Raw genomic sequence first — 25834 nt, forward strand, 5'->3', positions numbered from 1 at the left:
TCACACAGAGCGCAAAGAGGAAATAGTGAATGAAGACAGAATTGAAAGTAACAGGCATGAGCTGTAATCACTGTATTAGTCTGGTGAACAAAGCCATCACAAAACTGCAGGCAGATGCCAAAGTGACTGTGAATTTGGCTTCGCAGCAGGTACAGGTAGAAAGCTCTTTAGCAGCTGAAGATCTGATTGCAGCTTTGGATGAAGCCGGTTTCCCGGCTACTGTAAACGACTAAAAATGGTGCTCTAGCTACAAAAAGGCAAAGCAGCTAAAGCAGACTCATACTGATAGGAGAAACCGGCAATTTTTTGCGATTTTGTACTCAGCACTCTTCTGCCTGGTGCAGCTGCGGTGTTTTTGGGTTCAAACTCCGGAGCTGGCAAGGATGCCAGTTCACAGGCCGTCAGATAAAACTCGGCTTTTGAACAAAAAGCCGGGCTGGATAAGTTAAACAACTCTGGCCATAACTTTTGCTGAACTATGGCAGAGACAGCAGCACAAATATCAGTGCTGTGCACCATATTCACAGCCACATCAGCTAAACCAGCCTGTTTACCGGATAAAAACCGCGCCGGGTGACGGCCAGGGCCAATTAAACCTGCCAGGCGTAAAGTGCAACAAGGCACAGCCTTGTTTATCAATTGCTCTGCAGCAGCTAACACTTCTATACGTGCATCTGTCAGTAGCAACTCAGTTTGCTCATCCACTTCTCCGGTTAAACCTTCGTAGATCCCGGTGCTGCTTAAATGAATGCAGGCCAAAGCTCCGCAATTTTTCATCAGAGTAGCAAGCTGAGCAACAGCTCTGGTGTAACCATCGCCGTCGGTGCGGCTGGCAGGTACAGTACAAATAATAAGGGCATCTTTAAATAAGCTTTCCAGCTCTGCCGTAGGCCGCACTGATTGGGCTAAATCTAAAACAAAATGACCAAACTGTTCAGCAACCACTGAAGATTTGGTGACATTGCGGCTGCTGAGCCATAACTCATGCCCGTCAGCCTTGAGCTGAGTTGCCAGTTGAGTTCCTAACCAGCCTGCACCTATCACTAAAATTTTCATCTCTGACACCTTCCCAAACTTACTGATGAATTTGATGGTAACAGAATATTTACTGCGATTTTTATCAAATTTTAAGTATTTTCCACTAACGCACTGATTTTTATTGATCCGCGTCAACATAACAAGCAGACAAAAGGCGTAGCTTAGTGCTCACTTATGCTGATGTATGAGTTTTAGCTACTTATTGGTGCTGCATTCTTAGCACCAGACCAGGCCCACAGTTCCAGATCGAGGAGCAATCCGAATGGATGTTGTAGAACTATCACGGTTACAATTCGCCTTTACGGCAATGTATCACTTCTTATTTGTGCCCTTAACTTTAGGCATGGCCTTTTTGCTGGCTATTATGGAGTCGGTTTATGTCATGACAGGTAAAGAAATTTACCGCGATATGACGAAGTTCTGGGGCAAACTGTTTGGAATTAACTTCGCTTTGGGGGTCACCACTGGCATAGCGATGGAATTCCAGTTTGGTACCAACTGGTCTTATTATTCGCATTATGTCGGCGACATTTTTGGTGCACCTTTGGCCATTGAAGGCCTGATGGCATTTTTCCTTGAATCCACTTTAGTGGGCTTGTTCTTTTTTGGCTGGGACCGCTTGTCGAAAGTGCAGCATTTGACGGTGACCTGGCTGGTGGCTCTGGGCTCAAGCTTATCCGCTTTATGGATTTTAGTTGCCAACGGCTGGATGCAGCACCCGGTCGGCTCTGAATTTAATTTTGAAACCATGAGAATGGAAATGGTCAGCTTCAGCGAAGTGGTATTGAACCCGGTCGCTCAGGTGAAATTTGTGCATACGGTTTCTGCAGGTTATGTCACAGGCGCTATGTTTGTGCTGGCGATTTCAGCCTGGTATATGCTCAAAGGCCGTGATTTAGCTTTTGCCCGCCGCAGTTTTGCCATTGCTTCAGCTTTTGGTTTAGCCAGTATTTTATCTGTGATTGTGTTAGGCGACGAATCTGGTTATGAGCTGGGTGATGTGCAAAAAGTAAAACTGGCCGCTATAGAGGCTGAGTGGAAAACGCATCCGGCACCAGCAGACTTTACCTTGTTTGGTCTGCCCAATGAAGAAACTCAAACCACAGACTACGCCGTCAAAATACCTGGCGCTATGGGCCTGATAGCCACACGTTCTCTGGATAAAGAAGTGATGGGGCTGGCTGAACTGAAAGAGCTGCACCGTGCACGAATTCTCAATGGCCAGCTCGCTTATGGCCTGCTGAAAAAACTGCGGGCCGGTGAAAAAACGCCGGAAAATATCGCTGCTTTTGATTTAGTAAAAAATGATTTGGGTTATGGCTTGCTGCTGATGGCTTACACAGAAGACCCTGTCAATGCCACACCTGAACAGATTGAACAAGCAGTGCAAAACAGCATTCCCAAAGTAGCGCCGCTGTTCTGGTCCTTCCGTATTATGGTGGCGGCAGGCTTTATTATGCTGCTGGTATTTGCGCTGTCCTTTTATCACAGTGCCAAACGTACACCGGAAAAACCACGCTGGTTATTAAAGGCCGCTATTTTTTCCCTGCCTTTACCATGGATTGCCTGTGAAGCAGGTTGGTTTGTCGCTGAATACGGCCGTCAGCCCTGGGCTGTAGGTGAAATATTGCCTACTCATATGGCTGCGTCTCAACTGACAGCAGGTGAAATCTGGATCAGCTTATTGGCTATTACCGCGCTTTATACAGTGTTTCTGATCATCGAAGTTTGGTTGATGCAGCATTTTGCCCGTAAAGGCCCTGCGTCTATTCATACCGGCAAGTATCACGGCGAACAGGCCCGGGAGGTTTAACATGGATTATGAATTTTTACGTTTTGTCTGGTGGTTGCTGGTCGGTGTATTGCTGATTGGTTTTGCAGTGACTGACGGTTTTGATATGGGTGTGGGTGCGCTGTTAAAAGTCATAGGCCGGGACGATACTGAACGTCGTATTCTGATCAATGCAGTAGCGCCGCACTGGGATGGCAATCAGGTGTGGCTGATCACCGCTGGTGGTGCCTTGTTTGCAGCCTGGCCCCCTGTCTATGCCACTGCGTTTAGTGGTTTTTATCTGGCCATGATGCTGACGCTAGCGGCATTATTCTTACGCCCTATTGGTTTTGATTACCGCTCTAAGCTCGACAATGCCAAATGGCGCAGTAACTGGGACTGGGCTTTAACCGCAGGTTCTGCCATACCTCCGATTATTTTTGGCGTGGCTTTTGGCAACTTGTTGCAAGGTGTACCTTTCCACTTTGACGACTTACTGCGGATTTATTACACAGGCTCGTTCTGGGCTTTATTAAACCCCTTTGCCTTGTTGGTGGGTGTATTGAGTTTGTTGATGTTTATTAATCAGGGCGCCTGTTATCTGCAAATGAAAACCGAAGCCCCACTGCGCCAGCGCGCTCAGGCAATATCGATGATCTGCGCAACTCTGGCCGCAACCTTGTTTGTTATAGCTGGTTTCTGGCTGGCAGCTGCAGGTATGGGCTATAAAGTGACCAGTGTGATTGACAGCAATGCGATTAACAGTGCTGTGACTAAAACTGTGGAACACAGTTCAGGCGCATGGTTCAGTAACTATGAAAGTTATCCGTTGCTGTGGATTTTCCCTGTGTTAGGTGTAGCGGCCTTCCTGCTCTCAGCCTTTTTCAGCAAACTGGCCAAAGGCTGGCAGTCTTTTGTGGCGTCGTCACTGGCAATGACTGGGGTTATTATGACTGCAGGGGTGTCTATGTTCCCATTTATTCTGCCATCCAGCAGCATACCCAATCATAGCCTGACGATGTGGGATGCTACATCCAGTGAGCTGACGTTAAAAATCATGTTGTTCGTCGCCTGTATTTTTGTGCCTATAGTGCTGGGTTACACCCTTTGGTGTTACTGGAAAATGTGGGGGCGGTTAAACCGCAACACCATCAGCAGCAATAACCATTCATTGTATTAAGGAGCAGATGTATGTGGTATTTCACCTGGATTTTAGGCGTATTACTGGCGTGCTCTTTTGGCATTATTAATGCGATGTGGCTGGAGTTTAATGGCTATCCCGGCGAAGAGGACGAGCCATCAGAATAAAACCGGATTCAACAGCCATGCAGTCTTTAAGGCAGTTAGTTAAATCAGAAAAAAGCCGCCTGCACCTTGCTATAGCGCTGGGTGCACTGGCTTCTTTATTAATGATCTGGCAGTGCTGGCTACTGGCTACTTTATGTGATCTGGCGTTACATCAGCAGCAGATCCCACCCGATCTGCTGCTACATATTTTAGTGCTGTGGCTGCTGCGGCCCCTGCTGTTAGCAGCCAAAGATTTGTTGGGGCTTGCTGCCAGTCAAAAGCTACGAACCTCAATCCGGCATCAGTTGCTTCGCATCATCAGTCAGGCAGGACCGCTGCGGCAACGCATTGCTGCAGACGGTGATTTATCTACCCGTTTACTGGAGCAAGTGGACGCGCTGGACACTTATATCAGCCGTTATTACCCGCAGCTTTATCTGGTGGTGCTCTGCCCTTTATTTATTTCCATAGCTGTCGGCTTTCAAAGCATGCTCGCGGCCTTATTGTTGCTTGCGACAGCCCCGCTTATTCCGTTGTTTATGATTTTACTGGGCAAAAAAGCCGCAGAAGCCAGCCAGCAGCAAGTTCAGGCTCTGGGTTTATTGGGCGGACGTTTTCTGGAGTTTCTGCGCGGCGCTGTTTTGATCCGGCAATTGCGCGCCGAACCTCTGGTGTTAAACAGATTAAAGAATGCCAGCGAAGAGTACAGAAGCCGCACCATGTCAGTGCTGAGTAAAGCGTTTTTATCCGGTGCTGTACTGGAGTTTTTTGCTTCCTTAGCTATAGCGCTGGTGGCTTTGTATTTAGGTTTGGGGTTATTAGGCGAGTTGCCTTGGGCCAAAGCGCTAATTCCTGTTTCTTATCAACCTGCACTTTTTATCTTACTGATGGCACCAGAGTTTTATGCGCCACTGCGTCAATTGGGTGCGGATTATCATGCCAAAGCTCAGGCCGAAGCCGCTTTTGCCAGTCTGAAGCCGATCTGGGCTTTACCAGTTTGCACCGGAGGTGATGCTCAGGCCCCCACAGAAGCTGTGGTTATTGAGTTTCAGCATTTAAGCCTATTGGGGTCTGAGCACAGGGCTGCACTGCTCAAGGATATTCAGCTACAGCTCCAACCCCAACAACGTATTGGCATTATTGGCCCAAGCGGCGCAGGAAAAACCAGCCTGCTGGAAGCTTTATTAGGGTTTCAGCAGCCGGATCAAGGCCAGATCCGAATTGCAGATCATCGCCTGACTGAATTGGATCCAGACCAATGGCGACAACAACTGCTGTATTTGTCGCAACAGAGTCAGTGGTTGAGTGGCACTGTGCGCAGTAATTTACTGCTGGCTAAACCTCAGGCTACTGAACAGGAACTCGATCAGGTATTACAGCAGGCGCTTTGTGCCGACTTTGTTTTTTCTTTACCTCAAGGTCTGGACACACAACTGACTGAGGGCGGAATTGGCCTCTCAGGTGGGCAATTCCAGCGCCTGGCGCTCGCCCGAGCCTTATTAAAACCAAGTTGGCTTTGGCTGCTGGACGAACCTGCTTCTATGCTGCCCATTGAGCAACAGAGGCAATACCTTCAGCAGCTAGAGCTGTTAAGCCGTGGCAAAACTTTGCTGCTGGCAACTCATCAATTGCAGCACCTGCAGTGGTTGGACGAGGTGTGGCTAATGAACGAAGGCCAGATTGTAGCCAAAGGTTTTGTAGCAGAGATCCAGGCTCACCCTCTGTATCAAGCCAGCTACAGACAGGAATTAACATGAAGGATCAACTGAAACTTTCAGCTTTGATGCGTCTGCACTGGCGTTGGTGGTTACTCAGCCTGACACTGGGTGCTCTTACCCTCGGCAGTGTGATGGGTTTACTGGCAGTGTCTGGCTGGTTTATTACAGCAGCTGCAGTGGCTGGCTTGCAGTTTGTAGGTGCTGGTACTTTTAACTACTTTAGCCCGGGCGCTCTGATCCGCTTTTTTGCCATCAGCCGTACAGCCAGCCGTTATTTTGAACGTTTAAGCTCGCATCAGGCCGTGTTGTTATTACTGCAACAATTAAGGCTTTGGTTTATGCAGCGCTTTTTAGCCAGCAGTTTCAAACCTGATACCCAATCAGCGGATCTGTTACAACGGCTAATCACTGATATAGACCGACTGGATCAATGGCCTTTGCGTGTGGTCGCTCCGGTATTCTGGGCTTGCCTGCTAAGTGCTGGCTGGCTGACAGCGCTTTGGTTTTGGCAGGCAGAACTGGCTCAGATTGCTTTGGTTTATCTGCTGGTGTTGCTCTTTGTACCAGTGCTTGGAGTTGCATTGGGTTATAGCCGGGCCTGTACTTTAGTTGAGCTGGCATCAGAGCGCAGGCAAGAGTTGCTTGAACCTTTATCCGCCTTAACCATGCTGCAACTGCATCAGGGCTGGTCAGCGGCTGAGCAACAATGGCAACACACAGAACACCAGTACCAAGCGTTGTTATGGCGTCAGCAATTGCTGGATTTGTTCTGCCAGTTTTTGCTGTTCAGCGCCATAGCCCTGATGAGTTTTCATTTGTTAGTAACGGCTTTGCCTTTAGTTCAGAACCAACAGATCAGCATTGCAGCTTTGGTGGCCATGCTGATGTCAGCTCTGGCTTTACCAGAGATCTGGTTACCGCTGGCCACTTTGTATCGCCATCTGGCCGACAGCAAGATGGCAAAACGACGCTTAAATCAAATTCAGCCAGCGACCGAAAATGGCAGCTACAGCACTGTGACTGAGCCTTTGCAATTAGAGCTGCAACAGCTGTCTGTTGGCTACCCGGGAGCTATGCAACATACATTGCCACTGAGTATCAGCTTAAAAGCAGGTGATCTATTGTGGCTACAAGGCCCATCAGGAGTGGGGAAATCAACGTTTCTCAGCACGCTGGCGGGTTGGCTGCAGCCTCTGTCAGGCCGGGTTTTGCTTAATGGCACAGACTTACAGCTTTATACAGCCTGCACTCAAAGGCAACATATCAGCCTGCAGTCTCAGCACGTCAGCTTATTTAATATGACGCTGGCAGCCAACCTGCGTCTGGCGAAAGCAGAAGCCAGTGACGAAGAATTACAGCAGGTCTTAGCTGATACTCAATTGAGCGAATGGGTTGGCTCTTTGCCACAAGGGCTGGACACTGAACTCGGCGAGTATGGTGTTGCCGTATCAGGAGGACAAGCCAGACGTATAGCTTTGGCCCGCTTGTTGTTGCAAAATGCCGGTATTCTGCTACTTGATGAGCCTTTAGTCGGGCTGGACCCAACCACAGCACAGCAATTAATCCACAACCTGCGTCTTCGTTGTCGTCAGCACATTTTGATCATGACCAGCCATCAGCCGTTTGCAGCTGATACAAACTGCTATCAGTTACAACTAAAGGTGTTGTAAATCAAACAAAAACACCAACTACATCTGCACCTTAGACTATGTTTAACAGATAAAAGCAGTGTATTTGTTTCAAATCACAATGCAAAATTTGATAAATATGAAAAAACTAGCAATGCGTTTCGACGGGTTGTATAATTCGTGCGACAAAAGTTAATGCAATTGCAGAAAGAAACAACCGCGCATACCAGCAAAGTGTGGCAAGAACAGCTCAGCAGAAGCTGGGCCGCATACCTTATAGAAAACCAAAACTTAGTCAAGGTTGACTGCAGATATTTTAAAGGGCTGAGACTGTTTGGTCGCTGATGACGTACAACACTATAAAATTGATAAGGATACCCTATGTTAAAACGTAAATTACTGGCAGCAACTATTGCCGCTACCTTGTGCGGCGCCAGTCAGGCTGCCGTAGACTTTAATGGTTTTGCTTCGATTAAAGGCGGTATGGCGCTGGGTAGCGGTGACACTTTGTATGGCTACGATGATGATTTCAGTTTTAAAAATGAAAGTCTGGCTGCTTTGCAGGTGAAATCAGATTTAGGCGACAAACTTTCTGTCACTGCTCAGCTGTTAGGCCGTGGCGCTAACGACTGGGACGTTAAATTTGAGTGGGCTTTTTTAAGTTACGATTTAACCGACAGCTTACGTGTTAACGCAGGCCGTTTAAGAACCCCTTTTTATAAATACTCAGATTTCCGCGATGTAGGGTACGCTTACGACTGGTCTCGTGTGCCACAAAGTGTGTATGGTTTAGGCTTTGATAATATCGAAGGCGCTTCGTTATACCACACCACCACCCTGGGTAATTTTGACTCATCATTACAGTTGATTGTCGGCAGCTATGACGGCGATGCAGCTATTGGCGATGCCGCAGCAGATGCCCAAATTGACAATGTGACAGGTGTAGCCTGGGAACTGGGCCAGGATGGTTATTCATTCCGTATGGCTTACCTTGTCGGTAAAACCACTTTTTATGTGGATCCACTGGACAACGGCACTACAGGTTTGTATGCACAACTCAGAGCTTTTGGCCTGGGGGCGCTGGCAGGTGAACTGGACATAGTGGACGAATCCAGCTCTTTTGCCGGTATTGGTTTTAATATTGATAAAAACGACTGGCTTATCGTTTCTGAAATCACCAAAGCTTCTGTAGATAACTCATTTATCTCTGATCAGGAATCCTACTACATCTCCGTAGGGCATCGTTTTGACAACATTACGCCTTATGTGTCTTTTGAAAAAGAAGACAATAAAGCGAAAACTGAACTCTATGCTGGCGTGCCAGCAGCGTCACCTATTTTTGCTCCGGTCGCTGGTTTGGTGAACCAAATGGAGATGGAGCGTAATAGCATCAACCTAGGTGTACGTTATGACTTCCACCCTTCAGCTGCATTTAAAGCCCAATACACTAACGCGGACAACAAAACTGCAGACCGTAAAGACAGCGTATTAGTTGTTGGCGTGGACCTGGTGTTTTAAGGAATCAAATCATGTTAAAAAAATTAATCTTAATTCCAGCCCTGACGCTGAGCTTTATGGCTTTAGCCAATGTTGCAGTGATAGTTCACCCATCCAATGCGGCCACCTTGTCGCAGGATGATATTAATAAACTATTTACCGGCCGCGCCAAAAGTTTTACCGATGGCAAAGCCGCTGAACCTGTTAATCTGGCCGAAGCAGTTGCAGTTCGGGCTGATTTTGATCAAAAAGCTTTGGGTCGTTCTTCCAGCCAAATGAAAGCCTATTGGTCTAAACTGATATTCACAGGGAAAGGAACACCACCCAAAGAAATGGCGTCTGAACAGGAAGTGCTGGATGCAGTAGCCAAAAATCCTGCGGCTATTGGTTATGTTAGTGCAGGCGCTGTGACTGGCAGTGTCAAAGTGGCCTTCACGCTGAACTAAAGCTTGTCCAGGCAGGTGATTGCATCACCTGCCTTTGTTGTAAGCCATATTCTGGATACTACTTATGCTGAAATACCTGAGTTTATTAAAAAAAATCTGGCTTATTATTGCTATCGCAATCTTAGCTTTTTTAATAGTACTGACTTCATCTATTTACTTTACAGCCCGTAATGCCGACAGCATTGTGCTGATTAAAGACAAAATGTATGACAGCTCCAAATTGGCCTCCAGAATGGTGGTTGAGTTTAATGCGGTGGAAGAGTTTTTTACTCAGTCAGTTTCGTTGTCAGACCCTGACATTCTGAGTACAGCTAAAACCACACAAGAACGAGTGGTCGCTCATCTGACCAAACTAAAACAACTGGACACTGCCAACCTGAGGCAGTTGGAAACTCTGGAGCAGAATTTTAGTGCCTATGCCAAAGCCGCTGCTGAAATAGCTCAGTCCATGATTGACGGCACTTTGGATATGGGAGCAGCACAAAGCATTATTCAAAACAAAACTACCTTGTATGAAACGGCAAAAAGTGGTTTTGTTGCCTACGAAAAACAAACCGATGACAGCTTCCAGCAAATTCTGGTGGATATGTCGGCTTCATCTGAGCGCTCAGTGTTAATTATCGTATTATGTGGCACTATCCTGTTGATTATAATGGCAGTTGTCGGCCATGTGATAGGCAGAAACATCAGTAAAACAGCCCATAGTCTGGCCAGTTCTTTACAAGTGTTAGCCTCAGGTAAAGGTTCCCTGTCCAGCCGTCTTTCGATAGATTCTGAAGACGAGTTTGGCGCTGTGGCCCGTAATTTCAACGAGTTTATCTCGTTGCTGCAAAGCTCTTTTGTTGCCATCGCCCAGTTAGTTGATCCGGTCAGTCGCACAGCCGATGCTTTGGCAAAAGGCATGCAAGAGCTGGACGGCATGACGGGTCAGCAAAAAAATGATGCGGACACTGTGTCGCATTCAATGGAAGAAATGCAAAGCAGCGTCAAGGACATCAGCCAGTCGGCCAATGCGGCTTCTGGCAGTGCTAACGATGCAAGCCGTTTAGCCAAGCTGGGGTATGAAAAAACTACCTCTTCAGTGCAGGCCTCCAAAGATTTAGCCGGTGAAATAGCGCACACCAGCGCCGTGATCACAGAGCTGGCCAAACAAACTCAGGAAGTGGGTGGTATTTTAAAAAGTATCAATGATATTGCTGACCAAACCAACTTACTGGCGTTAAACGCAGCTATTGAAGCCGCACGAGCCGGCGAGCAAGGTCGTGGTTTTGCTGTGGTTGCAGATGAAGTTCGTTTATTGTCGTCGCGCACAGCTTCGTCCGTCACCACCATTCGTGACTTGCTTGGCAAACTGACACAAAACGTCGACAGCGCAGTACGTTTAATGGATCAGGCCGTAAACAAAGCCAATCACAGTGCTGTGCTGACGGCTGAAGCAGGCAGTTCTATCGAACTGATCAATCAGGAAATTGACAAAATTAATATGGTCAATGCCCAAATTGCTACAGCCACTGAAGAACAAACCATGGTAGCCAGCCTGGTACTGGACAATACCCATCAAATGGCTGACTCCTTCAGCCGGACTATTCAGGTACAAAATACAGTGGCAGATATATCAGATCAGCTGCGTGGCCTGGCTCAGGAATTAAATACGGTGTCGTCTAAATTCAGAGAGTAAAACACTCAGCGAATTTAGAACTCTGTCAATAAAAAACGAAGAGAACAAAACCCAGGGACGGGTGTTGTTTTACACAAAATAAATTTTTCACTACAAGCCATTGAATAAAATAAATTATTTAGTCTATGCCCTTATTGCTGCTATCTTATAGCCATAGTCGCAACAAGAGGTAGGGTCATCCTTATGCGTATTTTTTCTTTTTTTGCCATTACTTTGTTCAGTTCCTCTTTAATGGCTGCCGATTTTCAGCTACCTGATTTTGTGTTGGGCAGTACAAAAGCCGGGTTAAAAGATGAAGTTCTGGCCAAAACCAGCCTGACCCTGTTTGAAGCACAAGCCACAGTAGAAACACAATGGGCGGAAGATAAACTGCAAGCTGTGTTGCTGACTTATTATCAGGGCACCGACTATGCAGAACTCAAACGAAAATTCTCTGCTCTGCAGCAACAATTCATCACAGCTTTTGGCGCTCTGGCCTGGGTTTCATCCGAAGCAACGCCGGATACCACTCAGACCATAGAGCAACAATTGGCTTTGCTGGATCAAGTGATGAAAACAGCTCCGGAGCTGGCTGCAGGCTACAGACAAAGCCATTTGGCACATTCCAATCTGATCCTGGATTTTCAGCCCTCCCCACAACCCGATAACAACAGGTTGCATCTGCAAATCCGATATTTTTCCACAAGCGCTGAATATAGTTTGGTTCTATTTGTAGACGAAAAAACCACAGCTGAGCGTACCGCTGCAGCTGTAGTTAATCTTGAGGCTCTTTAAATCTTTAATTTGCTGTCCTCAGCTGAAATTGCTGGCATATAACATCAGGCAAAGCCGGAGCCTGTTTTAATTTTTCCAGATCCTGCAAGCTACAACTGGGTAAGTCAGCCACTTGTTTTGTGTGTTGGGATAACAAAGACAAAGCACCGTTGGCTAACAATTGCAAAGCCCACTGGCTGGAGCTGGCAGCACAATTCCCCAACACCAGATCAGCTCCAGCGGCTAAAGCATCCTCTTTAACCTGAACACAAAGTTCTTGGTTTTGGTTGTTTTGTAACTGAACAAAACCTTGTTGCCCGGCTTTCCAGTTCCACTGCTGACAGCTTTGAGCAGCCCAGTTTTGTTGAGTCACTGCTGTACCGCTCTGTGCACTGCAGCCTTGGGTACTCCAGACTTTGCCACTTTGCCTGCTGCTCAGTACAGTGTTGCCTGTCGGCAGTATGAACCAGTCGTCACATAACTCAGCTTCATCCCCTGCTTTGCAGGCAGTTGAGCTTAATGCCCTTTGATCTGCGGCATTTAATAACTGATAGTAGCCATCAGTGCCCGCTTTCAACTGCCATTGCTGCGTTGGCTGATTGACCCAGGCAGACAACTCAGACGTTGCGCCGATAAATAAACCAGCCGAGTTGGCTAGTCGATAACGGCCTTTGCTGGTTGGATCAATAATCCAGTGGCCTTGCTCAGTACAACTTTGTTCTGTCAAACCTTGCTCCGCTGGCGTCAGACATAACTGGCTAGAGCGATTGATTAACTGCCATTTCACGCCTTGTGGTACCACGGTCAGAGGACCATTTTCGCCGGAAGGCGCTGCCACTGTCTGGCCTTCAGGCACCGGAGTGCCAAAATCCGGTGTACCATCCGCCTTGAAGCTGAAAGGCTGAGCTCTTACTGAACGGCTGGCACCGCAGCCATCGGTTGCTTTGTTATTACCGTGATACACCAGCCAGTTTTCTGTACCATCCGGTGAGGTGAAAAAACCATTATGACCAGGACCAAATACACCATTACCCCGCTCAAACACAGGTTGCTCTGCTTTCACCCATGAACTGGCATCCATAGGATTGTCACCCACCAGTTCCAGCAAGCCCAGTTTATAATCCGGTGTGTCACAGTAGCTGGCGGAATAAATCACAAAGGTACGGCCATTGTGTTTCAGCACTTCAGCACCCTCATTTACTTTACGACCCGATTGCTCCCAGGGTAAAGAAGGACGGGATAACACCATAGGCTCTCCGGTTAAAGTCCAGGGATTAGACATTTCGCTGATCCAATTCAGTTGTTCATCCCCAACCCACTCCGACCACAACAGATACAATTTTCCGTTGCGCTCCAGATAGTTGCCGTCAATATTCCAGCTATCCGGCATAGGAGAACCTTTGTACTGATAAGGCCCCATAGGATCATCACCGGCACTTTCCAGCACAGACAAATGCTGACCATCTAAATTTTCCTGTTTGCCCGAGGTATACATCATGTACCAGCGTGGACCGTCAGGACCTTGTAGGCGATGAAATTCAAAAGCCCAGAAGTTGCAGCAGCTTTTTGGGTTCGTTTCAGACCAGACATTCACCGGGGTGGCCGTGGCTAAACCTGCCAGAGTAGGCGATTTACGCATCACCAACTGAGAAGTCCAGGTGGTGGTGGTCAGGTAATAATTACCTTGCCAGTATTCCAGCCATGGGTCGGCCCCATTGGCAAAGAGTGGATTGGTAAAACTTTGATCTTCAACAGCGGCTGAAATAGTAACAGCTGGCGCGGCAGCGACTGAAACTATATTGCTGTTTTTTTGTTCTGGCGAGCAAGCGGCCAGCACACACAGAAGGCCTGCCGCCAATGGAATGGGATACCCTGTTAAGCCGGATAAAGGCCTGGTTTTAAAAGTCATAGCTAACCCTGTCTGGTCTGTTGATTTTATATTTGTACTACAATAAGACTTTATGAGTCTAAAACGAAAAGCAGCGGAAAACAACAGGGGCGGACAGTTGTGTTTGCCATCCGCCGTCCAGATTTACAACCTCTCCAGCAGCCACTGCTGGTTAGTGCCACCGGTGACTGTCCATTGCAGCACTTTGGCATCATTGGCTGTGCTGGCACCGCTCACGTCCAGCACATGGTTACTTAATACCGAACGAATACGGCTAAAACCAGCACCAGCATCTTCAATCAACCATTTTTGTCCTGCGCCTCCCCAGTAAGGCCACTGCGCTATGCTGGCTCCTGCTGCGGTAGATAATTCCCAGACATCCAGCGCCTGACCACTGTGACTGTTAATCAAACTATAGCTGCCATCGCCCAGGCTAATTAATTGCCACTGCTGATGTAAGCCCGAAGCCAGACTGTATTGTTCCACCAAAGCGCCATTGCCGGTTGAGGCATTGTCTAACGACAAATACTTGCCACTATGACGGGCTTTAATACGGTATGTGCCTTCACTGACACCACCACAACTGCCCACACTGAAATTGCGGGTTAATGTTGGCCAGCCAGAACTGAAGCTCATTTTCAGCAGATCCAGCTTGGCATTACCACCGTCGTTTAAGTCGTAATAGTGAGTGGACACATACTGACAACCGCTGTCTTTTAATACTCCGACATGGCCTGGCCCTTTGTAATTGCCACTTTGATTAGGCAATAAACTGCGCTCGTTCTGATAGGGCCCCCAGACTGAGGTGGAACGAGCCACCTGAATGTAATAACTGCTGTTACTGCCCTGACAACAAGCGCCACGGTTCAAATACAGGTAATAATAATTGCCCTGACGACTGATGTAGGGAGCCTCGATGCTCTGATGATTGCCGCCGTAAATATGCTGCACATTACCGCTGGTTTTGCCTGTGGTTGTATTGATTTCGACCAGCCCTAAACCGCCAAAAAAGGAGCCATAACTCATATAAATACGGCCATCGTGATCACGAAACAAGGCAGGGTCTATCGCATTAATATCAGTGCTGGCACCACTGGAACTGACCACCATACCTAAATCCACCCAGTTTGGATTTTTCAGCGAAACACTACGCGCTACACCAATAGCAGAACGTGAGCTGCCAAAAGTAGACACCGAATAGTACAGGTAATAATAACCTTTCATCTGAATGACATCAGGAGCCCAGAATGCTCCGCTAAACCCCGGCACAGCACTGTCGATCCAGGCCGGCCAGCCTGACGGAAACACAGGACTGGCTGTTGCAGACCAATGGGTCAGATTAGTGGAAGTGGAATACCAGATCCCTTGCCCTGTGGTGAAATGAAAGTAGGTGTCGCCGTCTTTGATAAGGCCGGCCGGATCGTGCGAGTTGGGCACTCCGGTTATAGTCACAGCTTGTACAGCAGCGCAGAATAAACTCAGAAGGCCCTGCAGGCCGGATCGCCAGTAGCCTGACGATCTGGTATTTTTTTGTTGCATAAGTATGTCCTTGTCTGTCGGAATAGTTATTTTTAGTTGCCATCGTCATTGGTAATACAATAACAACTAAATAAACTAGAACAGAAATTCACAAATGCAACTTTTGATTGCTGAAGAAAAGCAGCAATCAGTTTTTAAGTAGCTGACTCTGATAACTCAACCAGTCTTTATCGTCAACCTGCGGCCAGCCGTTTTCATCCCAATTTAAGGCGGTAATTTTCAACTTTTGCAGGCCGTTATCGGCCATCTCATAGGCATGAAACACCAGATAATCTTTGCCGTCGAAGCCGTATACTGAGTTGTGACCTAAGCCTGGCCAGTCGCTGTTGCCTTTGAGCAATACAGAGCCGCCGCCAGCAGCTAAATCTTTGCCCTCTTTATCCAGATAAGGCCCGGTTAAGCTTTTAGAGCGCCCGACCACCATATGATAAGTGCTGTCTTTACCACGACAACATTTTCCATAAGAAACAAAGAGATAATAAAACTGATCTTTTTTGTAGATAAAAGGCGCTTCCAGCTCAGCCGGGCCAGGTTCGGCATCATCTAACAATGCTGGCCGCTCTGCTTTGGCCAGCGTATGCCATTGTTCAGGCTGCGCTATGCGGGTCAGGTTTTGATCCAGCTTCACCAGTTTCAGCCCACCCCAAAAGGAGCCAAAACTCATCCAGGCTTCACCTTGTTCATCCAGGATAATGGCAGGGTCTATCGCATTCCATAAGTCACGTTGTGGCACAGACTGCAGCACTATGCCCTGATCAACCCATTGATACTTTGGATCTTGTGGATCCAAAGTAGTGTTAACTGTGACTCCGATAGCCGAGGTGTTTTTACCAAAAGCTGAGATGGAGTAATACAAATAAAACTTGCCCTGATACTGAAAAATATCAGGTGCCCAGATATGACCATCAAAACTTGGGGATACCGATTTTGCCCAATCTGGCTCAGTCGCAAAAACCCGACCACCTAAACGCCAGTTTTTTAAATCGCTGGATTGATAAAAAGCGATACCAGGCCCTGTGCTGTATAAAAAATACTGCCCCTTTTCTTTCGCCATCACCGGATCATGAATACTGACTTGCTCAGCCTGCAATGGGTTTGTCAAAAGCATAGTGCCACTAAAAAGTGCCAACCTAAGTGCAACAGCTCTGAAATTAAGCTTGCTCATGTCGTCTATCCTGTTTTAGTTGAATTTGTATTACAAATAGCATAAGTTCAACGCAGCAAGCAATAACGGGCAGAAACACCACTGCTTTAAGTTGCGCTGAAGACAACAAAAAAACTCTAAAAATAACCATACAAAACAAATGGATAACTATTAAATATCAGAAAAAGTTGAAGCTTTTTTTCTGGCTTGCCAGCTGAATTTAATAGTAATACTATAAGATTATAAACCAAATAAAACAGGTTTTAGCATCAGGATCCAACCGCGTTTTAACGGCGGATGAGAAAAACTGAGCATAAAACTGACGTAAACCACAGGGGAGTCGAATGGCAGGTTATAAACTATCTGTCATGGAGAAAATTGGCTTTGGCGCCGGAGATATGGCCGTCAATGTCGTGATTTCTTCCATGATGCTGATCATCACGTTTTTTTACACTGATATCTTTGGCTTAAAAGCCGCCGACGTTGCAATTTTATTTCTGGTGGTACGGCTGATTGATGCGGTCACAGATCCTTTGATGGGTATGCTGACCGATAAATTCACCACCCGCTGGGGCCGCTACCGGCATTATTTCCTCTTTATGGCTATCCCTTTTGGCATCTCGGTATTTTTGACCTTCTCAACACCGGATCTGGATTACAACGGTAAGCTGGTGTGGGCTTATGCCACCTACATCTTCGTCACCCTGATGTTTACGGCTGTCACTATCCCCTATATTTCCATTATTGGCGTTTTGACCGACTGCCCAAAGGAGCGTTTATCCGCCAATGGCTATCGTTTGTTTTTCGCCAAAATTGCTGCCTTTTTAGTGACTATTATTGTGCCAGTGTTAGCTGCACAGTGGGGCGAAGGCCAGCTGGCTGCCGGTTATCAGGCCGCTATGGGACTGATGGGCGCTATGGCCAGTTTATTGTTTTTATTCTGCTTTTTTAATACCACTGAACGTTTGCAGCATCAGGTGGAAACCAAACCTTTTTTCAGTCAACTAAAGCTTTTGCTCAAAAACGATCAGTGGCTGATTTTATGTGCTGTTTGTGTCACAGGCACTATTGGCTATGTGATCCGGGGCTCAGTGGCGGCTTATTACGCCAAATATTATCTGGGTGGTGATGCAATGATGCTGTCGGCCTTTTTATCTACCGGTGTGGTGGCAGCTATTTTGGCGATGGTGGCTTCGACCTGGATCACCAAACATTACTGCAAGGTAAAACTCTTTCGTCTAAGCCAGATTGTGGTGGCAGTGTTAAGTGCGCTGCTGTTTGTGCTGGTGAAACCAGGTGATTTATGGCTGGCTTTTGTGTTGTATTTTTTACTCTCTTTTGTAGTGGATTTGCATGCACCAGTGTTCTGGTCAGCCATTGCCGAAGCCGTAGATTACGGTGAACACAAAACAGGTCAGCGCGTATCAGGTTTAGCTTTTGGTGGCATTTCCTTTTGCCAGAAAGCAGGCATGGGCGTAGCGGGTTTTGTGGTGGGCAGCTTGCTGACCTTTTTTGATTATCAGCCCGATCAAGTGCAAAGCGAATTTGGCTTAGTAGGTATAGCCCTGATGTTATCTGTGATCCCTGGCTTCTTCCATTTGCTCATGGGTCTTTTGATGTACAAATACAAAATTACTGACAGCTTTTATCAGCAGATGGTGGCAGGCCAAATCGAGCCCCCAAAGCCTGAGCAGGCATCACCTGCAGTCCAACTGGTCAATGCTAAATAAGTCTTTTTAAAATAGCGCACTGGAGTTTTTATGCGATTGTTAACGCCTTTAATTGAACAACGGGCCGACCCCTGTATTTACCGCCACAGCGATGGTTATTATTATTTCACCGCCTCAGTGCCTGCCTACGACAGAGTGGAATTGCGCCGAGCCCGCACTATTGAAGAGCTGCCTCAGGCAACACCAATCACAGCCTGGTTAAAACCCGATACAGGGCCATATTCAGAGCTTATTTGGGCGCCGGAAATTCATTTCCGTCAGGGCGCCTGGTATATCTACTTTGCTGCAGCTCCAAGTCGTGAGATTAAAAACAAACTGTTCCAGCACCGTATGTATGTGATGTGCTGCAAAGACGCCAACCCTGTTGAAGGGCAATGGCAGTTTTTAGGCCAGATGGATACAGGCATGGATACTTTTTGTCTGGACGCTACGACCTTTGAACATCAAGGCGAACTGTATTATCTGTGGGCGCAAAAAGAGAACCAGATTGAAGGCAACAGCAATTTATATATAGCCACTATGAACACACCGGACAAAATCAGCAGCGCACCAGTGCTTTTGAGTAAACCGGAATTTGACTGGGAAACCCGTGGTTTTTGGGTCAATGAAGGCCCAAGCGTGCTTATTCGTCATGGCAAAGTTTTTATCAGCTACTCCGCCAGTGCCACAGATGAAAACTATGCAATGGGCTTATTGTGGGCTGATGAAAATGCCAACCTGATAGACCCACAAAGCTGGCATAAGTTAAAAGAGCCAGTGCTGCAAAGCTGCTTTGAACATAAGGTGTATGGCCCGGGACATAACAGCTTTACAGTATCGGCTGATGGTAACACCGACTTACTGGTGTATCACGCCCGCACTTACACTGAAATAGTTGGCGATCCACTTTGGGATCCAAACCGCCATACCTATGTTAAAGCGCTGAGTTGGGATGATCAGGGTATGCCGGTATTTGGCCGACCTTCCGTACAGGAATAAGTACAAGAATAAGTGCAGGAATAAATACCGGGTCAGAGCCTTGGCTCTGACCCTCGAGGATATAAAGCCATGCGACTATTATTTTCCTTGTTTTTGGCCACCAGTTTCTGTGTGCACGCTGTTGCGTTGACGACAGTGCCACTCAAAGAAGTACGCTTAACCGACGGCCCATTTTTGCATTCAGAGCAAACCAATCTGAAGTACTTATTGGCGCTGGATACGGACAAATTGCTGGCACCACTACGCCGTGAAGCAGGTATTGAAAACAAGGTAGAGTCCTATGGCAACTGGGAAAATAGCGGTTTAGACGGTCATATGCTGGGGCATTATTTAACAGCTCTGGCCTTTATGCATAGCGCTACAACAAATGAACAGATCAAAGCCCGGCTGGATTATTTACTGACTGAACTTCAGAAAATTCAGCAGGCACAGCAGGGATATTTAGGCGGAGTACCTGGCAGTAAAGCCTTGTGGCAACAAATTCAGCAAGGCCAGATTGAAGCTGATTTATTTAGCCTGAATAAACACTGGGTGCCTTTTTACAATATCCATAAAACCTTCGCTGGCCTGCGGGATACCTACCAGCAAAGCGGCGATGAACGAGCCAAAACCCTGCTGCTGAATTATGGCAACTGGCTGAAAAATCTGGTCAAAAACTTATCACCGCAACAAATCCAGCAAATGCTGCTGACCGAACATGGTGGCATGAACGAAGTGCTGGCTGATATGGCGGTCATTTATGACGATAAAAGCTATATGGCATTGGCCAAAGAATTTACTGAATTACGTATTCTAGAGCCGCTACTGAAAGGCGAAGACAAGCTGACGGGCCTACACGCCAATACCCAAATTCCTAAAGTGGTGGGTATAGCCCGTATTGCCGAATTGTCCGGTGATAAAAACTGGTTAAAAGCGGCTGAATATTTCTGGTCTTTAGTGGTAGAGCAGCGCACTGTCGCTATAGGTGGTAATAGCGTGAGGGAGCATTTTCATCCCACAGACGACTTCAACCCTATGCTAAATGAAGTGGAAGGGCCTGAAACCTGCAATACCTACAATATGCTGAAACTCTCCATGCTGCTGTACCGCCAGACTAGCCAAAGCAAATACCTCGATTATTATGAGCGGAGCTTGTGGAACCATATTCTGGCCAGCCAGCATCCGGAGCATGGCGGCTTTGTTTATTTTACCCCGATGCGGCCCCAACATTACCGGGTTTATTCCAAAGTGGATCAAGGCATGTGGTGCTGTGTGGGATCAGGCATAGAAAGCCATAGCAAACATGGCGAATTTATTTACAGTTTTGATAACAACGCTTTGCAAGTGAACTTATGGATAGCATCCAGCATGAACACTCCAGAGATAAAACTGCATCAGCAGACCCTATTCCCGGATGAAAACAGCACTGAATTGGTATTTGACGCAGCAAGCGAACTGAACCTGCAGCTGCGTTATCCATCCTGGGCCGGAGCCGTTAAAGTCTGGCGTAATGGCAAAGCAGTTGAAGTAACAGCGAAAGCCGGTGAACATATTCGGCTCGCTGGCCCCTGGCAGCAAGGCGACAAAGTGAAACTTGAGCTACCGATGCAGCTCAGTTTGGAAGCTATGCCAGCCAAGCCCGATTATCATGCGGTATTGTACGGCCCTATAGTGCTAGCCAGTCGCAGTGCACCTTTTAAAAACGAAAGCTTAAAATTTATTGGTGACGACAGCAGAATGGGTCATATAGCTTCGGGCCCAACCTGCCCTGTCTCAGCTGCCCCACTTTATATTGGCGATACAAAAAACTTTCTCACCAGCTTAAAGCGTCTGCCCAATCACCCCTTGAGCTTCAGTACAGGCCAGGGCTTTTTACAAGGCCAGCCTGAGCTGATTCCTTTTTTCCGACTGCATGACAGCAGATACCAAATCTACTTTCAACACACTAGCCTTGAAGGCTGGCAACAACAAAAAGCATCGCAACAGCAGCAAGATGAAGCAGCAGCTTTACTGGAACAACAAACGTTGGATAAAATCTATCCGGGTGAACAGCAGCCTGAGTCGGATCATTTTTATCAGGGTGAACAAAGCGAAGCAGGTATCAATTTAGGCCGACATTGGCGGCACAGTAAAAGCTGGTTTAGTTATCAGTTAAGCCACAAGGGCCAGCAACATCTGACCTTACGGCTGGAGTATTTTGGTCTGGATGGCGGACGAGCGTTTGAAGTCTGGCTGGATGATAAAAAGCTAACCGACGTGGAGCTGAAAAGCGGCCTGGGGCCGGACTGGTACAGCGTCGATTATCCAATCCCGAATGATTTGCTGCCGAAAAATGCCGATCATTTCAGGATCAAATTTGTCGCCAAGCCCGGCAGCATCGCCGGTGGACTCTATCAGGTGCGTTTGCTGACGTTATCGCTTAACTGATGCCCACCGCATAACGGCTGACCCAGTGCTTTAACGGGCCAGCCTTTTCTGCCACAGCTAAACCCAACTGACGTAAAAAACGCACAGGGGGCAAGCTGCTGCTGAAGCTTTGATAAAACAGATCCATAGCCGACATCATCAGCGCATTTTCACGCTGACGTGTGCTTTGGTACTGCTTTAACAAAGTACGGTCTGCTAAATCCTGACCTTGCGCAAAAGCCTGCTCCAGTAGCTCAGACAATAGCATCGCATCGGCAAAACCTAAGTTCACGCCCTGACCTGCCAGCGGATTAATACTGTGAGCTGCATCCCCTACCAGCACCAGCCGCCCTTTGACATAGTCCTTCGCATGCACCCGGGCTAAAGGGAAGCTTGCCGCTTGTTCCACTGTAATTTTGCCAAGTTTGGCCGGAAAAGCCTGCTGAATTTGTTCCGCTAATGCGGTTTTAGATAATGCCGCCAGCTGTTTAATTTTATGATGATGGTCGTACCACACTAAAGAGCCTTGCTTGCCTGGCAAAGGTAAAAAAGCCCGTGGGCCTGATTCGTTAAACTGCTGCCAGGTGATGTCCTGCTGCTCATATTCTGTATTGACTGTAACCACTAAACAGCTTTGTTGATATTGCCAACCCGACACGCCAATTTGTGCTAACTGGCGCAGCTGCGACTGCCCACCATCAGCTGCTATCACAAGTTTGGCTTTTAGTTCACCAAATTCTGCTGTGGTGACACTGGCATAGTCAGCGTGCTGCTCAAAACCAGTGACAGTGGCTGGGCAAAACAGTTGCAAGTTGGCTGGAAAATTAGCCCAAAGCGCCTGCTGGATCAGGTTGTTTTCAACTATATGACCCAGATGGGTCAGCGCCACTTCATCGGCATGAAAAGTGAGTCCGGCCTGTTCGCCTTCAAACGCCTGTAATCGTTTATAAGGGCATAAACGCCATTGCTGCAATAAAGACCAGGCGCCCAAATCCGTCAGCCACTGCTCACTTCGTCTGTTAATAGCGGATACACGAAGATCAACAGTACTTTGTGGGTCATAAACTGTGACAGGCTGCTTTTCAATTAAGCCCACTTGTAAACCGGCACGGCTTAACTTTAGCGCCACTGAAGCGCCGACCATACCACCACCTACAATTAATATATCCAGCACAACAACCTCCTGCTCAAACCTCCTGCTCACTTCAGAACATTCTACCCTGCTTTTCGGTTTTTACTTTGCGCTATATCAGCAATTATTCGTCGCCCGCTGAAAGATTATTCAGGCTATTCCGGTATATAAGCCCATATGACTTAAGGAAAAACCAAAATGAAAATTCAGCATATTCTGTTACTTAGCCTCAGCCTGTTTAGTTTTAGTCTGTTGGCAGAACCCCGTATTGCCCAAAACCCTGAAGACATTAAGCCCTTATTAAATGGCATGCAGGCGCCTATGGTCAGTCTGCAGGATGCGACAGGCAAAGCCGTAGAGCTTAGCTCAGTGCTCAAACAGCAAGACACTGTACTGGTGTTTTACCGTGGTGGCTGGTGCCCTTATTGCAACCTGCAACTGGCCGCTTTACGTGAGATTGAACCTAAACTTGAAGCTTTAGGTTATCAACTGATTGCTGTGACACCAGACAGCCCTGCTGCTATTCAGGCCAGTTTAAAAGAGACCAAAGGCGCCGCTATTACTTATACCCTGTTATCGGACAGTCAGTTCAATTTAAGCTCAGCTTTTGGTGTGGCTTATTATCTGGATGAAAAAACCAGCGTTACCTATTTAACTACCTACAAACTGAATCTGAATAAGGAAGCAAGTAGTGGCAAAGTGGTGCTGCCTGTGCCTGCTGTTTATATCCTGAATAAAGAGGGTTTAGTGCAGTACAGTTATCAGCATATTAATTACAAGGTCCGCTTGCAGCCGGAACTGTTGTTGCTGGCGGCTCGTTTAGCCAAAGAAAGCAAATAACCCGTTCACATTCACTAAAAACCCGGTATTTTTGCATATTAATCCATAGTTAATTCAGGGCAGCGATAACTGCCCTGAAACTGTGGCTTAACAGCCTGAAACTCATTGACGACAGCGCAAAAATACGGCATTTTGCGCGCCCTTGCAGCCCAGGCTTTTGATTGCCCCTGTTTGATTGCCCTCAAGGGCAAAACTGACTAAAGTAGCTGCATCTTTAAATCCGAATTCTGTTTTGAATTCAATTTTGAATTATAGCCCTGGCTTGAGGAGACTTTGCATGCGTAAGGTAACTGTGGCGGCTACCCAAATGATTGGTGGCTGGAATGTTGACGAAAATATTGCCCGTGGTGAGCGCTTAGTCCGTGATGCAGCGGCTCAGGGTGCGCAAATTATCCTGCTGCAGGAACTGTTTGAGCGTAACTACTTCTGCCAGAAACAAAAGTATGAATATTTAGAGTTCGCTACTAGTGTCGAAGACAACGCGGCTATTAAACACTTCAGCAAAATTGCCAAAGAGTTGAATGTGGTGCTGCCTATCAGCTTTTATGAAAAAGCTGGCAACTGCTTTTACAACACTGTGGCCGTGATTGACGCCGACGGTAGCAACCTGGGTTTATACCGCAAAAGCCATATTCCTGATGGCCCGGGCTACAGCGAAAAGTTCTATTTCACTCCAGGTGACACAGGCTTTAAAGTCTGGGATACAGCTTATGCCAAAATTGGTATAGGTATTTGCTGGGATCAATGGTTCCCTGAATGTGCCCGCAGCATGGCATTAATGGGCGCAGAACTGCTGTTCTACCCAACAGCTATCGGCACTGAACCTCATGATGAAACAGTCAATTCACGTGAACACTGGCAACGCACTCAGCAAGGTCATGCAGCTGCTAACTTAGTGCCTCTGATTGCGTCCAACCGTATTGGCCGTGAAACCGAAGACGATTACGCTATTACCTTCTACGGCAGCTCTTTTATTGCCAACGAATTTGGTGCCAAAGTAGAAGAAGCCGACGAAGTCAGCGAAGCTGTGTTAGTTCACACCTTCGATTTAGACGAAACCGCGAAAAACCGTCGCAACTGGGGCGTATACCGTGACCGTCGTATCGACTTATACGGTGCTATTTTAACCAAAGACGGCAAAACCACACCTACGGAAGGTAACAACTAAGATGGCTGTGACTCTGAACAGTACGCCTCGTGCCGATGGTTTTTTTATGCCAGCCGAATGGGCAACGCATAAACAAACCTGGATGGTATGGCCAGAGCGTACCGACAACTGGCGTTTAGGCGCCAAGCCAGCTCAACAGGCGTTTTGTGCTGTGATTCGGGCTATTGCCCGTTTTGAGCCTGTCACAGTATTGGCTTCTGCCGCTCAGTTTGCTAATGCTCAGGCGCAGTTGAGCTTAGAGCCAACCACTCACCCAATTCGTGTGGTTGAAACCTCAACAGACGACGCCTGGTGTCGTGACACAGGCCCTACTTTTGTCACCAATGGCAAAGAAGTGCGGGCAGTGGATTGGACCTTTAATGCATGGGGTGGTTTAAACGGCGGTTTGTATTTCCCGTGGCACAAAGACGATCAGGTGGCACAAAAGATTGCCAATATCGAAGGTACAGCACGCTACCGCACTGAAGGCTTTGTGCTGGAAGGTGGTGCTATTCATGTTGATGGCGAAGGTACGTTGCTGACCACTGAAGAATGTTTGCTGAATAAAAACCGCAACCCGGATTTATCCCGCGAACAAATCGAGCAGATGCTGTCGGACTATTTAAGTATTGATAAAGTGATTTGGCTCAAAGAAGGCATTTTTAACGACGAAACCGATGGTCACGTCGATAATATGTGCTGTTTTGTCGGCCCTGCCGAAGTCTTACTGGCCTGGACTGACGATAAAAACGATCCACAGTACGAACGTTCACGCGCAGCTTTAGAAGTGCTGGAAAACAGCACTGACGCCAAAGGCCGTAAATTCACAGTACACAAGCTGCCTGTGCCTGCTCCTATGCTGGCCAAAGCAGATGAATATGCCACAGTGGATTTAACAGGTGCAGCTGTACCTCGTGAGTCTGAAGCCCGTTTAGCCGGTTCTTACATCAACTTCTATTTATGTAATGGGGGTTTGGTGGTTCCGGTGTTTGACGATGCAAATGATCAGGTGGCGATAGAGATCCTGAGTAAAGTCTTTCCAAAACATCAGGTGGTCACTGTGCCTGGAAGGGAAATTTTATTAGGTGGCGGTAATGTGCACTGCATAACACAGCAGCAACCTGCGTGATTTCACTTTAACTTAAAGTGAATAAAGAAAAACGGAACTTCAGGTTCCGTTTTTTTATGGAAAGCACAATCACTCCTGTTGGTACAGATAAAAAAAACCGCCGATA

General features: G+C 47.2%; 21 protein-coding genes. 16 read left to right on the top strand and 5 right to left on the bottom strand.

Translation table 11 applies throughout. From position 1 onward, the window contains the following. The first annotated feature begins 29 nt into the window (after nucleotides 1–29). Nucleotides 30–233 carry a heavy-metal-associated domain-containing protein gene (locus J2W69_RS15530; protein WP_310280168.1) on the top strand — a complete coding sequence of 68 codons (204 nt, stop codon included), beginning with the start codon at nucleotides 30–32 and terminating at the stop codon, nucleotides 231–233. Nucleotides 234–243: 10 nt separating this feature from the next. Here the strand turns inward: J2W69_RS15530 and J2W69_RS15535 are convergent, their stop codons facing one another. After that, nucleotides 244–1056, bottom strand: coding sequence for an NAD-dependent epimerase/dehydratase family protein (locus tag J2W69_RS15535; protein ID WP_310280170.1), 813 nt, complete (start codon nucleotides 1054–1056; stop codon nucleotides 244–246). Between the two features lie 244 nt (nucleotides 1057–1300). Between J2W69_RS15535 and J2W69_RS15540 the strand changes: the two genes are divergently transcribed. The 9 genes from J2W69_RS15540 (at nucleotide 1301) to J2W69_RS15580 (ending at nucleotide 11837) form a co-directional block, all read left to right on the top strand. Further along, nucleotides 1301–2851, top strand: coding sequence for a cytochrome ubiquinol oxidase subunit I (locus J2W69_RS15540; protein WP_310280172.1), 1551 nt, complete (start codon nucleotides 1301–1303; stop codon nucleotides 2849–2851). Between the two features lies 1 nt (nucleotide 2852). Next, nucleotides 2853–3989 (top strand): cytochrome d ubiquinol oxidase subunit II, encoded by a 1137-nt coding sequence (gene cydB / locus J2W69_RS15545; RefSeq protein ID WP_310280174.1) that lies wholly within the window; start codon nucleotides 2853–2855, stop codon nucleotides 3987–3989. Between the two features lie 11 nt (nucleotides 3990–4000). Beyond that, entirely contained in the window at nucleotides 4001–4117 is a 117-nt protein-coding gene (cydX, locus tag J2W69_RS15550) for a cytochrome bd-I oxidase subunit CydX (RefSeq protein ID WP_310280175.1), read from the top strand. Nucleotides 4118–4134: 17 nt separating this feature from the next. Continuing rightward, on the top strand, nucleotides 4135–5853 hold the full coding sequence (gene cydD / locus J2W69_RS15555) for a thiol reductant ABC exporter subunit CydD (protein ID WP_310280178.1): 1719 nt from the start codon (nucleotides 4135–4137) through the stop codon (nucleotides 5851–5853). Continuing rightward, nucleotides 5850–7484 (top strand): thiol reductant ABC exporter subunit CydC, encoded by a 1635-nt coding sequence (cydC, locus tag J2W69_RS15560; protein ID WP_310280181.1) that lies wholly within the window; start codon nucleotides 5850–5852, stop codon nucleotides 7482–7484. The genes cydD and cydC overlap by 4 nt, the downstream gene beginning before the upstream one ends. Before the next feature lie 339 nt (nucleotides 7485–7823). Beyond that, the gene (locus J2W69_RS15565; RefSeq protein ID WP_310280183.1) at nucleotides 7824–8960 is read left to right on the top strand and encodes a hypothetical protein; all 1137 of its coding nucleotides are present in this window, start codon (nucleotides 7824–7826) and stop codon (nucleotides 8958–8960) included. Between the two features lie 11 nt (nucleotides 8961–8971). After that, nucleotides 8972–9385 carry a type 2 periplasmic-binding domain-containing protein gene (locus tag J2W69_RS15570; RefSeq protein ID WP_310280185.1) on the top strand — a complete coding sequence of 138 codons (414 nt, stop codon included), beginning with the start codon at nucleotides 8972–8974 and terminating at the stop codon, nucleotides 9383–9385. A gap of 64 nt (nucleotides 9386–9449) precedes the next feature. Continuing rightward, the gene (locus tag J2W69_RS15575; protein ID WP_310280187.1) at nucleotides 9450–11063 is read left to right on the top strand and encodes a methyl-accepting chemotaxis protein; all 1614 of its coding nucleotides are present in this window, start codon (nucleotides 9450–9452) and stop codon (nucleotides 11061–11063) included. A gap of 183 nt (nucleotides 11064–11246) precedes the next feature. After that, nucleotides 11247–11837 carry a hypothetical protein gene (locus tag J2W69_RS15580; protein ID WP_310280189.1) on the top strand — a complete coding sequence of 197 codons (591 nt, stop codon included), beginning with the start codon at nucleotides 11247–11249 and terminating at the stop codon, nucleotides 11835–11837. Nucleotides 11838–11841: 4 nt separating this feature from the next. Here J2W69_RS15580 and J2W69_RS15585 read toward each other — a convergent pair whose 3' ends face one another. From J2W69_RS15585 to J2W69_RS15595, 3 genes are all read right to left on the bottom strand, one after another. After that, nucleotides 11842–13725 (bottom strand): family 43 glycosylhydrolase, encoded by a 1884-nt coding sequence (locus tag J2W69_RS15585; protein ID WP_310280191.1) that lies wholly within the window; start codon nucleotides 13723–13725, stop codon nucleotides 11842–11844. 123 nt (nucleotides 13726–13848) lie between these two features. Continuing rightward, nucleotides 13849–15243: a family 43 glycosylhydrolase gene (locus J2W69_RS15590; RefSeq protein ID WP_310280193.1), complete on the bottom strand. Its 1395-nt coding sequence runs from the start codon at nucleotides 15241–15243 to the stop codon at nucleotides 13849–13851. 127 nt (nucleotides 15244–15370) lie between these two features. Beyond that, on the bottom strand, nucleotides 15371–16408 hold the full coding sequence (locus J2W69_RS15595; RefSeq protein WP_310280195.1) for an arabinan endo-1,5-alpha-L-arabinosidase: 1038 nt from the start codon (nucleotides 16406–16408) through the stop codon (nucleotides 15371–15373). 323 nt (nucleotides 16409–16731) lie between these two features. Between J2W69_RS15595 and J2W69_RS15600 the strand changes: the two genes are divergently transcribed. From J2W69_RS15600 to J2W69_RS15610, 3 genes are all read left to right on the top strand, one after another. Next, nucleotides 16732–18117 carry an MFS transporter gene (locus J2W69_RS15600; protein WP_310280197.1) on the top strand — a complete coding sequence of 462 codons (1386 nt, stop codon included), beginning with the start codon at nucleotides 16732–16734 and terminating at the stop codon, nucleotides 18115–18117. Between the two features lie 30 nt (nucleotides 18118–18147). Then, nucleotides 18148–19095, top strand: coding sequence for a glycoside hydrolase family 43 protein (locus J2W69_RS15605; RefSeq protein WP_310280199.1), 948 nt, complete (start codon nucleotides 18148–18150; stop codon nucleotides 19093–19095). A gap of 69 nt (nucleotides 19096–19164) precedes the next feature. Further along, nucleotides 19165–21501, top strand: a complete 2337-nt coding sequence (locus J2W69_RS15610; RefSeq protein ID WP_310280201.1) for a beta-L-arabinofuranosidase domain-containing protein — start codon at nucleotides 19165–19167, stop codon at nucleotides 21499–21501. Here the strand turns inward: J2W69_RS15610 and J2W69_RS15615 are convergent. After that, a complete protein-coding gene (locus tag J2W69_RS15615; protein WP_310280203.1) occupies nucleotides 21494–22654 on the bottom strand; it encodes an FAD-dependent oxidoreductase in 1161 nt (386 codons plus the stop codon). The genes J2W69_RS15610 and J2W69_RS15615 overlap by 8 nt on opposite strands. A 156-nt stretch (nucleotides 22655–22810) precedes the next feature. Here J2W69_RS15615 and J2W69_RS15620 point away from each other — a divergent pair, with 156 nt between their 5' ends. From J2W69_RS15620 to aguA, 3 genes are all read left to right on the top strand, one after another. Further along, nucleotides 22811–23452, top strand: coding sequence for a peroxiredoxin-like family protein (locus tag J2W69_RS15620; RefSeq protein ID WP_310280205.1), 642 nt, complete (start codon nucleotides 22811–22813; stop codon nucleotides 23450–23452). Nucleotides 23453–23729: 277 nt separating this feature from the next. Next, complete coding sequence (aguB, locus tag J2W69_RS15625) at nucleotides 23730–24620, top strand: N-carbamoylputrescine amidase (protein WP_310280207.1); 891 nt, start codon at nucleotides 23730–23732, stop codon at nucleotides 24618–24620. A 1-nt stretch (nucleotide 24621) separates the two neighbouring features. Continuing rightward, nucleotides 24622–25728: an agmatine deiminase gene (gene aguA / locus J2W69_RS15630; protein ID WP_310280209.1), complete on the top strand. Its 1107-nt coding sequence runs from the start codon at nucleotides 24622–24624 to the stop codon at nucleotides 25726–25728. Nucleotides 25729–25834 lie beyond the last annotated feature (106 nt).

The organism is Rheinheimera soli, from assembly GCF_031457405.1.
Lineage (GTDB): Bacteria > Pseudomonadota > Gammaproteobacteria > Enterobacterales > Alteromonadaceae > Pararheinheimera > Pararheinheimera soli_A.